Raw genomic sequence first — 7,322 nt, 5'->3', positions numbered from 1 at the left:
TCGACGGCGAAGCCATCGGCGGCAAGGTTGCTGCACTGGCCGGGTGGCGCAGCGGGGCGCTGGATGCCTCTGTCGGTGGCGCATTTGAAAGGCGCGGCGCGTTTGTTGACGGCGCAGGAAATCGCATCGGCGTCGATGGCACGCAGGGCGAAATTCAGGACAGCGATAGCTGGTCAGTCTTCGGGCGGATCGGCTACCAGCTTTCGCCCGACGCCCGGATCGAACTGATCGCCAATCACTTCGAACTGGAGGGTAACAACAACTACGTCCTTGTGCCCGGCGACAGGAGCGCAGGCCGACCCGCGTCCAGCACGAAAGGCGAAACGCCGGGCGATCCTCCGTCGAACATGGCGGACATGCTCTCGCTTTCGCTCACCGACAGCGACCTCGGCGGCGGCGCGTTTACCTTGCAGGGGTTTTACAATCGCACGCAGGATACCTTCGGCGGCGGCACCTTCGCGACGTTTCAAGACCCGGACATCGATCCGACCGGACAACTGTTCGACCAGTCGGCCAACAAGTCGCGTAAGATCGGCGGCAAGGTCAGCTACGAAAGGTCCGTCCCCGGCTTTGACGATCTGGTTGTCACGTTGGGCTTTGACGCCCTGATCGACAAGACCGAACAGACCCTTGTCCAGACAGGCCGCGCATGGGTGCCCGAAACCGAATTCCGCAGCTATGCGCCGTTCGCACAGGCGAACCTCAAGCTTGCCGACGGACTGGTGCGCCTTGCGGGCGGCTTGCGTCACGAGGATGTGAAGTTGAAGGTAGGTGACTACGAAACCCTGGCCTCCTACGGCGCGACTGATGCAGGCGACATCTCGACCTACGAGCCCGTCTTCGTCGGTGGCGGCAATCCGTCTTTCAGCAAGACGCTGTTCAATGGCGGCGTCATCGTCGAGCCGATTGACGGCGTTCGCGCCTACGGCAGTTACGCGCAGGGCTACACCATCGCCGATGTGGGGCGCATCCTTCGCGGGATTACCGAGGAGGGCGTCGATATCGACAACTACCTCTCGCTCGAACCGGTCATTTCCAACAATCGGGAACTGGGGGCCGAGGTGGAACGCGGCCCGGTGAAGGCGAGCGCTAGCTACTTCTGGTCATCCAGCAAGCTTGGATCGCGGCTGGTCCTGACCGGTGACGGCATTTTCGAGGTCGTGCGCGCTCCGGTTGAGATCGAAGGGCTGGAACTCAGCCTCAAGACCAAAACACCCGTGCCCGGTCTGGACGTGTCGGTCGCATACAGCCACCTTATCGGCAGGACCGACGATGACGGCGACGGCGTACTCGAAGCCGAGTTGGACGGAGCCAATATCTCGCCTGACCGTCTCAATTTGGCCGCTGATTACGCCCAAGGCCGTTTCAGCGCGCGGGCACAGGTACGCTTCTACCTCTCCCGCACGTTCGAAGGGCAAGTGCCCGAGAGTGCGTTCGACGGGTACACGCTGCTGGACGCCTATCTCGGCTATCAGACCGGGTTTGGCCTCGTATCGCTGGGTATTCAGAATGCTCTCGACGAATATTACCTGACCTACGACAGCGATACCGTGCGGACGTTCGACAACTCCCGCTATTTCTCTGGGCGCGGGCGCACGTTCACGCTGTCCCTGCAAAGCGAGTTCTGATGGCCTTTCTGGCTACGTTGCACCGATGGGCCGGAGCGACGATCGGATTGATCCTGATCGTTATGGGCCTGTCGGGCATCGCGCTGATTTGGGAAGGGGAATGGATCGGTCTGCCGGGCGCGGATGATCCGGTTATAGATACGCCATCCAGTCTGGCGCAGGCGGTGGAAACTGCATCGGCGCATCGCGAAGGCCTGAACCGCATCACTTTCGCCAGCGACGAACTGAGCCTGCATCAGGCGGCCTATAGCGACGGAAGCGGCGCGTATTTCGATCAAAGTGGAGCGATCGTCGATCAGTGGGGCAGCGTCTGGGGACGTCCCGAGTTGTGGATTTTCGACCTCCATCATTATCTCTTTGCCGGTGAGGCGGGCGAGATCGTCGTTGGCGTGGCGGGTATCGCAGGCGTCCTTTTCATCGTTTCGGGCGCGATCCTATGGTGGCGCACGCGCAGGACATTCTCGTTCCGGCTCTGGCCCAAGCGCATGTCGCGAAGTGCGATCGTCCGCCAACACCGCGATCTCGGCATCGTCATGGCACCTGTCCTGTTTCTGACAATGCTGACGGGCAGCGCCATGATCTTCGAGCCGGTCTCGGCAGCCATCGTCGCGCCTTTACCGGAACGGTCATCGCTATCCCGGACGCTCGACGCCCGACTGGCACAGGACGACATGTCCGGATTTTTCGATATTGCCAGACGCAATTTCCCGAATGCGGAAATCCGGAGACTTCAGCTATCGGATGAGGGGGCGACACTGCGCCTGCGACAACCATTTGAATGGACCCCCAATGGCAGGACGTATGTGAGAATTGAGCGATCCGGCAAGATCATCATCGAAGCACCCGACGGCACGTTCGACAAGCAAAGCGTCAGCGAGAAATTCTATCCAATCCATTCCGGCAAAGTCGGTGGTCTTGCATGGAAAGTCGTTCTCACAATGACCGGCCTGAGCCTCGTCATTCTGGGTGCGTTGGCCAGCCTCAGTTTCTGGACATTGCGAAGCAATAAACGTTGAGGCCCTTATCTGATCGCTGACAAGAATCGAGTCCTGCCTCGCGGTGATCAGAACTGCTTTCGGGTCAACTTCAGTCGCCGGGTCGTTCCATCAGATTCAGTCTGGAACGACCTTTTTCGACACTCACGTAGCTTCGGTTACATCCTTTCCCTGCCACGACGCCATTGTCGACGCCAACAGCAAGATTCGCGATGTCTCCACTTCTCCCGTCAGCGCATAGGCGAATGGTCCGGTTTCCCAATAGGCAAGGTTTCGGTTCTCCCTGCTTTCAGTGAGCGGGGCGGCTTCCGCAGGTGTTTCCGCGCGCCGCGCGTAAAGCACCACTCTCTCAAGTCGATCGGTCTGGAGAACCAAGGCGACAGAGTTTCCTCCGTCCGATGGGAACACCTGCACATCGGCCGCGCGCCATCCTGCGGGAATGCCCGGCAAGACGATCCCCAACGATCGCGCAATTTCCGATCGATCGAGAACGGCTGTCTCCACCTGTGATTGCATGGCCTCGCGGACCAAGCTTGTCGAATACGATGCATTTGCCTCGTCCACAAAGCTAGCTGCATAGGCCGGTCGGATCAGGTCGGCGACCAAATCGTGTGCTGCCCATCCCGATGCCAGCAATGCCAGTGCAGCAGCCGCTCTTCGCCAAGTTGACGAACTTTTCCGGTCAGCCCTTTCAGGGAAAGCCAGGACTTTGCCCGACTGCATCTTCCGGCCTTCCAGGGTTCCCTTGCTACCCCCAGGCAGACGTTTGAACGCGATGTCGGGCCAACGCTCTGTCCAGCGCCGCGCAACGATGCGCTCACCGGGCCGCGCGGCATCATCGAGGAGTATCACCCCGCCGGGGGAAAGACGGTCGAACAGGCTTTCGGCGGCACCGCGGACAAACGGGTGGACCGCCCAGGGCGGTCCATCAATGATCAGCAAGTCTATCGAGTGGGGAACGTCCGGAAGATCATACCAGGCACCCGGCCAATCCCCGATCCGGGACCGCAACGGCGCGTGTTGGATATGGGCTTTTGCTCCGAAGTCATCGAGCCACTCGTTGGTGGCCGACACGAACTGAGCATGCTGGTCAAAGCTGTGCAGCTTGCCACCGCCGTTCATTTGAATGGCTCTTGCACAGACGAGCGTCGATGCCCCCGCGCCCAGTTCGACAACGGTCCTGGGGCGCTGCGCTTCGATGGTATCGACTATTCTATGCAGAAAACTGGTGTCTGCCTTCCAGCTTCCCAAGTTCGGAAGGGCATCGTCCGGAAGGTTCAGACGGGTCAGTAGCCGCCGCTTGCTGGCTTTCGAACCGCCCCACAGACTGTAAAGGAGCCAAGGCCATCCGATGGCGCCGTATAGCAGGCGATAGGCGCGGTCTGACCAACCCGCTTCGTAGGTTTCGCTGTCGTCACTCAACGCGCGAAGCGCCGTGGATTCTCTTGATGTCATTAAGGCAACACTCCGCAATCGTCTCCACTGCGATCGTGACCGATAGATGGCCCGGATCACTGAGAGGGACAATGGCAATCAATAAGATGCAATCGCGATCAGGACATCCAGACCGATCAGCCCCGCAGCGAACAGGTACGTATATCTGGCAACCGGCGGCGTTCCCGCCCGTGACACGTTCCGCCAGAGACAGGCCAAAGCGGCGCAGCACATGAATGCTATTGCAATTGTCAAAGCGAGCAAGAGCGCGAAGTCTTCAACGATCAGCGCTGCCACGACACCGGCGACTATGGTCAAACAGTAGATCGCCAGCGCTGTCGCGGCGTGCCAAACAACCATTAGCATTCGGTCAGGATGCATATTGCCTCGGCGCAAATGGTTGCGGAGCGTCACCTTCAGTAAGAACCATGTTCGTCCAGCAGACGTTTCTTGCGCTTTCTCCGCAGATGGCTTGGGCGGCGTAACCCCATGTCAGAAAGTTCGCCGACCCGCGGCCAACGTCGCTTGATCCGCACATAGGTCCGCTTCGCCACCTTGATGTGTCGCAGCGAAAGTCCCACGCCCGCCGCCAGCACGAATATGCCCCCGAGGCCAGGTAACAGGCCGACGATCGGGGAGCAGACAATGAGCGCCGGCCCGAGGACGACAAGATGCAGACGCGTTCGTCCGATCCGCTTGGCCGATAGACGCTCCGGCTTTTCATTCATCTTCGCCAAGACCGAGATAGGGCAGTGCGACGATCATTTGCATCAGTCCGGGACTAACGATAATTGCGGTCGCCCTCGCGCCTTCAGACCACCCAAAGGTCAGGCAGCGCATGTTGCAGATTTCGTTTCAAGGCAACGCGAAACAGCCTGGCCCGCGCCTAAATCACCCCTTTTTGCGGCAGGACGCTTCCGCTGCTCATGGTTCGTTCGATGCAGTCGTCTGCTTCGCTTTCGCGCTTGTCTCGTAGACTGTGAACGAGATTGCCAACCGTACAGATCACAGCTTGCTCGGTTTGCCCTACCTGATCCGGGGTGACCGGAAATTTGATCTCGACACGATACTTGCCGATGTCGCTGGTGCTGAGGGCAACCTCGACCCGGTTCGCTTCTTTGCCTCCGCTCTTTTCAAAGGCCGATAGAACGGCGTCTCGGATCTCGGTTTGAGCAGCGAAAAGGTTGCCTTGCGGCTCGAACGTCAACTGTATGGTGTGCCGCAACTGGCCCGCAACTGCGGCCTCGACCCGAAGCGGTGTCCCGAACAGAAGGCTGTGGGGCAGGATCACTTCGCGTCCCGTTGCCAACATCGAACCTTCGCGCCTTTCGAACTCGCCCAGCCTCGTCACCAGCAGGTTATGGTCCAACACCTCACCGCGCGTTCCGCCCAGTTCGATGAAGTCGCCGACAGAATAGGCACGGGTAAAGGTTCGAAGCGCCGACCCCGAAAGACAGAGGATGAGTTCCTTCATCGCCACGACAACCGCGACGGCAAATGCCGTTAGCGAAAGCGCGAAGGTCCTGAGTTGCGGCGCCCAGATCATGATAAGACCCACCAGGGCCACGAGCATCAGGAAGTTTCGGGTATTTGCCGACCAACGCCTGACGACAGATCGAGTCAGGTCGGCTCTCTTGCTGAGGGCCCGGCTCAATATGAGCTGGATCGCGGCCAATATGGCCAGCAGCGCGATCGAGGCGAGAACATCAGAGCTATAGAGTTGGTGTGTAATACTGTTTGGCATGTCTGGTCCGGCTGCTTTGCAGATGGGTTGAATGACGGCATCGCGCAATGCTTGCAAACCACGATTTACGACGACAATGATGCGAAGCCGGTGGCGGCAGACGGATTGTCGTCCGTTCAGATAGACCTAGGTGCATAAAATGGATTTGCTGGCCCTGCTGACCGACCCCGCCGCATGGCTGGCGCTGCTGACACTTATCGCGCTCGAGGTCGTCCTTGGGGTGGACAACCTTATCTTCATCGCCATTCTTTCGAACAAGTTGCCAGCGGAACAGCAAAGCCGCGCGCGGCGGATCGGCCTGTCTCTGGCACTTGTCATGCGCATTGGATTGTTGATGCTGATCGGCTGGATCGTCACCTTGCAGACGCCTCTTTTCGATCTTGGCATCAGCGGAGCACCGAACGAGTACGGCGAGACCACGTTCGAGACTGCCTTTTCGGGCCGAGACCTTATCCTGCTGGCCGGCGGACTATTTCTTTTGTGGAAGGCCACCAAGGAAATCCATCACTCGATGGAGCCAACCGATAACTCGGGCGACTTGCTGGACAAGACCCCGGGCGTCGGTGATGCGGTCAAGGCCAGCTTTACTGCGGTCATCGCCCAGATCATCGCAATCGACCTGGTCTTCTCCGTCGATTCAATCCTGACCGCAGTGGGCATGACCGACGAAATCCCGATCATGGTCGCGGCCGTCGTGATCACGGTTTGCGTGATGATGGTCGCCGCAGACCCGCTGGCCCGCTTCATCGAGAAGAACCCGACGCTGGTGATGCTTGCACTCGCGTTCCTGGTGATGATCGGCCTCGTCCTGATCGCGGATGGCTTCGGTTTTCACGTGCCCAAGGGTTATATCTACGCAGCGATGGGCTTTTCGGTCGGGGTCGAGATGTTGAACATGGTGCAGCGAAACCGGCGTCTAAGGAAAGCTGCGTAGCGGAATAGGGCCGGTTTCGCCGAAGCATCTTGCCAGGCAATATGCCGCATTCACGCGTGAACACGTCAACCGCTTCAATCTGCACGACCTGCGAAATGCGGGCCTGTTCGTGCTGATTGTTGTAGGACCGATCGCAGCGATCGCTCTCTGCTACGCTGGCCAATCGTAACCGGATGCGCGGGGTCGGGATCACCGGCCCCGCGTATCGCGCGCGCCTCAGTCCTCAGGCGGGGATTAGTACCCAGACGCCTCGCTCTCGCTTGCCTGCAACCCTTTGCGGAATTCGCGGATGCCCTCGCCGAAATCAGTCATCGCTTCAGACAGCCGGAATGAATCCTCACCAGATCAATTTCGGACTATCGGAACCAATGCCCTCTTCATGCATCAATCCAATGTAGGATGGCGCGAAAGATGCTGCCGTCGCTGCTACATTGGCTACGGCGCAGACCAATCCGGAGCATCCGCCATCATTGTCGCAGGAGGACAAGGTGGTCGACACTACAGAAATGAACGACGTGGTAAGTCCTACCGCGAGGAGTCTTGACGACGCCCGCCATGAGATTGGCAGGGACGAGGGCCATAACCTC

7 protein-coding genes are annotated in these 7,322 nt (G+C 59.3%); 3 read left to right on the top strand and 4 right to left on the bottom strand.

The features are described from left to right. Both A7A77_RS18215 and A7A77_RS16980 read left to right on the top strand, forming a co-directional pair. Nucleotides 1-1,628 (top strand): TonB-dependent receptor (locus A7A77_RS18215; RefSeq protein WP_066561178.1); only part of this gene is annotated, 1,628 nt, incomplete at its 5' end. Continuing rightward, a complete protein-coding gene (locus tag A7A77_RS16980) occupies nucleotides 1,628-2,644 on the top strand; it encodes a PepSY-associated TM helix domain-containing protein (RefSeq protein ID WP_066561175.1) in 1,017 nt (338 codons plus the stop codon). The genes A7A77_RS18215 and A7A77_RS16980, both read left to right, overlap by 1 nt. Nucleotides 2,645-2,767: 123 nt before the next feature. Here the strand turns inward: A7A77_RS16980 and A7A77_RS16975 are convergent, their stop codons facing one another. The 4 genes from A7A77_RS16975 to A7A77_RS16960 form a co-directional block, all read right to left on the bottom strand. Further along, on the bottom strand, nucleotides 2,768-4,045 hold the full coding sequence (locus A7A77_RS16975; protein ID WP_245638532.1) for a class I SAM-dependent methyltransferase: 1,278 nt from the start codon (nucleotides 4,043-4,045) through the stop codon (nucleotides 2,768-2,770). A gap of 111 nt (nucleotides 4,046-4,156) precedes the next feature. Continuing rightward, on the bottom strand, nucleotides 4,157-4,417 hold the full coding sequence (locus A7A77_RS18210) for a hypothetical protein (protein WP_066561173.1): 261 nt from the start codon (nucleotides 4,415-4,417) through the stop codon (nucleotides 4,157-4,159). A 56-nt stretch (nucleotides 4,418-4,473) separates the two neighbouring features. After that, nucleotides 4,474-4,794, bottom strand: coding sequence for a hypothetical protein (locus tag A7A77_RS16965; RefSeq protein WP_425388594.1), 321 nt, complete (start codon nucleotides 4,792-4,794; stop codon nucleotides 4,474-4,476). Between the two features lie 149 nt (nucleotides 4,795-4,943). After that, a complete protein-coding gene (locus A7A77_RS16960) occupies nucleotides 4,944-5,801 on the bottom strand; it encodes a mechanosensitive ion channel domain-containing protein (RefSeq protein ID WP_082836221.1) in 858 nt (285 codons plus the stop codon). Between the two features lie 139 nt (nucleotides 5,802-5,940). Between A7A77_RS16960 and A7A77_RS16955 the strand changes: the two genes are divergently transcribed. Next, nucleotides 5,941-6,735, top strand: coding sequence for a TerC family protein (locus A7A77_RS16955; RefSeq protein ID WP_066561167.1), 795 nt, complete (start codon nucleotides 5,941-5,943; stop codon nucleotides 6,733-6,735). Nucleotides 6,736-7,322: the final 587 nt, after the last annotated feature.

It is taken from the genome of Croceicoccus bisphenolivorans (genome assembly GCF_001634625.1).
Lineage (GTDB): Bacteria > Pseudomonadota > Alphaproteobacteria > Sphingomonadales > Sphingomonadaceae > Croceicoccus > Croceicoccus bisphenolivorans.
This window is presented reverse-complemented; position numbering and strand designations above follow the sequence as displayed.

Bases quoted from the DNA above. Each gene is read 5' to 3' on its own strand.
- A7A77_RS16980 (WP_066561175.1), top strand. From the start codon at position 1,628: ATGGCCTTTCTGGCTACGTTGCACCGATGGGCCGGAGCGACGATCGGA.
- A7A77_RS16960 (WP_082836221.1), bottom strand. From the start codon at position 5,801: ATGCCAAACAGTATTACACACCAACTCTATAGCTCTGATGTTCTCGCC.
- A7A77_RS18210 (WP_066561173.1), bottom strand. From the start codon at position 4,417: ATGGTTGTTTGGCACGCCGCGACAGCGCTGGCGATCTACTGTTTGACC.
- A7A77_RS16955 (WP_066561167.1), top strand. From the start codon at position 5,941: ATGGATTTGCTGGCCCTGCTGACCGACCCCGCCGCATGGCTGGCGCTG.